The sequence below is a fragment of the Streptomyces calidiresistens genome (assembly GCF_014141525.1).
GTDB classification, from domain to species: domain Bacteria; phylum Actinomycetota; class Actinomycetes; order Streptomycetales; family Streptomycetaceae; genus Streptomyces; species Streptomyces calidiresistens.
This window is the reverse complement of sequence record NZ_VKHS01000804.1, coordinates 1-2,360: the sequence shown is the minus strand read 5'-3', so window position 1 is coordinate 2,360 and position 2,360 is coordinate 1. Positions and strand designations below refer to the sequence as shown.

Below are 2,360 nucleotides of genomic sequence, written 5' to 3'. Positions count from 1 at the left end.
GGCCCCGGGGGCGGGGGCCGGGGAGGGCGCGACGGAGGGCTGCCCGCCGGGCAGATCGCTCACCAGCGGTTCCAGTTCGGCCCGGGTGCGGGCCCGGTAGACCGCGTCGATGCGTTCGGAGTGCTCCTCCGCGTCCAACCGGCCCTCGGCGAGGGCCTCGCGGAGGATCTCCGCCACGCGGTCGCGATCGGCGTCGGAGGCACGTATCGCGGGGGGCTTCACCGGGCTGTCGGCGGGAGCGGGACGGCGGTCCCCCTCGTCCTCGGGGCGCTGTTCGGTCACCCCGTCAGGATAGCCAACGCGATACATCGCGACCAGTCCATCCGGGGCGAGTCGGGGAACGACCGCTCATCCCTCCGCGTCGACGCCCTCGGTCACGGGGACCACCGCCCCCGGCGGGAGGTCCATCTCGAACCAGACCAACTTGCCGGTGCCCAGCCGGGTGGCGCCCCAGGTGCGGGCCAACTCCTCCACCAGGAAGAGCCCCCGGCCGCCCTCCTCGTCCGGCTCGGCGCGGCGGGGCCGCGGCAGGAGCGGCACGTCGTCCCCGACCTCGCAGCGCAGCGAACCGGAGCGCAGCAGCCGCAGCGTCACCGGGCGTTCGGCATATCGAACGGCGTTCGTCACGACCTCGCTGACCAGGAGCTCCGCGGAGTCGAGAAGATCCTCCAGGCCCCAGCGGCGCAGGCTCTCGCGGACCAGCCGTCGGGCGTCGCGCACCGACTCCGGCGCGGGCGGCATGCGCAGGGCGGCGACGTTCTCCTGGTCGATGCCCTCCAGCCGGGCCACCAGAAGCGCGATGTCGTCGTCCCGGTCGCCGGGGCCGACGATGTCCAGGATCTCGTCGCACATCGGCTCCAGCGGCGCGGCGGCACCGGGCCGGGTCATCCGGGCGATGTCGGTGAGCTTCTCCCGCAGGAACGCCACGCCCTCCATGACGTCGCGGGTGCGGGACTCCACCAGGCCGTCGGTGTAGAGCACCAGGGTGGAGCCGGGCGGGGCCGGGATGTCCTCCACCGACTCGAAGTCCACCCCGCCCACGCCGATCGGCGCGTTGGGCGGCAGGTCGATCAGCTCGGTGGTGCCGTCGGCCAACAGCAGCACCGGCGGCGGGTGGCCGGCGTTGGCGGCGGTGATGGTGCGCTCCACCGGGTCGTAGACCGCGTACAGGCAGGTGGCCATCCGGTCGCTGCCCAGGCGCTGCGCCTGCTCCTCCAGGTGGTGCAGGACCTCCTGCGGGGGCAGGTCGAGCCCGGCCAGGGTCTGCACGGTCGTGCGCAGCTGCCCCATGATGGCGGCGGAGGTCGTGGAGTGGCCCATCACGTCGCCGACGACCAGCGCCACCCGGCTGCGCGGCAGCGGGATCGCGTCGTACCAGTCGCCGCCCACCCGGGCGGACTGGGCCGCGGCGGCGTAACGACGGGTCAGTTTCACCCCGGGCGAGGTGGGCAGGGTGTCCGGCAGCATGGTGCGCTGCAGCTCGTCCGCGATGGACGCCTCCCGCCCGTACAGCACCGCCTTGTCCACGCCCAGGGCGGCGTGGGTGGCCAGTTGCTGGGCGACCTGGAGGTCGTCGCGCTCGAAGGCGTCTCGGTGGGTGCCGCGCAGCAGGACGGTCACGCCGATCACCCGGCGCCGGCCGCGCAGGGGCGCGATGACGGCGCGGTCGTCCTCGGGCAGCCCGATGTTGCCGGTGAGCTCCCGCAGCGCGGCGCGCGCGGTGGGCGACTCGGCGAAGACCGGGCGCACCGCCCGCAGCACCTCGCCCAGCGGGCCGGTGGGATCGAGTTCCACGCGCGGGTTGGCGCCGCTCCAGGAGGGCAGCACGGGTTCCTCGACCGTCCCGCCGCTCTCCTCCCGCATGCGCACGACACCCTCGGGGAGCCGGTCGATGCGGCGCAGCCGCAGAACCACCCGATCGGGGGGCGCCTCGTCGCCGACGGGCAGGGGGTCCTGGAGGTAGACCAGGATGGCGTCGGCGAAGGTCTGCACGGTCGCCCGGCACAGGCCGAGGACGATCTCGTCCAGGTCGTTGCCGCGGGCGATGCGGCGGGTGGCGGAGCCGATGAAGCGCAGGCGGTCGGCGTGGGAGAGCGAGCCGGTGCCGATGCCGTACCGCACCGTCCCGCCGTGTCCGCCGGCGGAGGCGGTCGCGTCGCCGTTGCCGCCGACCGCGGCCACGGCCTCCGTGCGCGGGCCCTCGTCGCCGGCCGGTTCCGCCAGCAGCCGGGCGTGCGGGACGGACGCCGTGTCGGCGGGCGCGGACGGGGGTGTCCGGTGACCGGCGGGCTGCGAGGGGGTCGGATCCGTCACGAGGGGGTGTCCATCCGTCCGGGTGGGATCTGGTGTGCCGCTGTCTC

At 75.0% G+C, this 2,360-nt stretch carries 2 protein-coding genes; both read right to left on the bottom strand.

What is annotated here, in order from left to right:
- Positions 1–222: DUF1707 SHOCT-like domain-containing protein (locus FOE67_RS22930; protein WP_323385336.1), on the bottom strand; the 222-nt coding region annotated here is incomplete at its 3' end.
- 126 nt (positions 223–348) lie between these two features.
- Positions 349–2,313, bottom strand: coding sequence for an ATP-binding SpoIIE family protein phosphatase (locus FOE67_RS22925; RefSeq protein WP_182666743.1), 1,965 nt, complete (start codon positions 2,311–2,313; stop codon positions 349–351).
- Between the last annotated feature and the right edge of the window lie 47 nt (positions 2,314–2,360).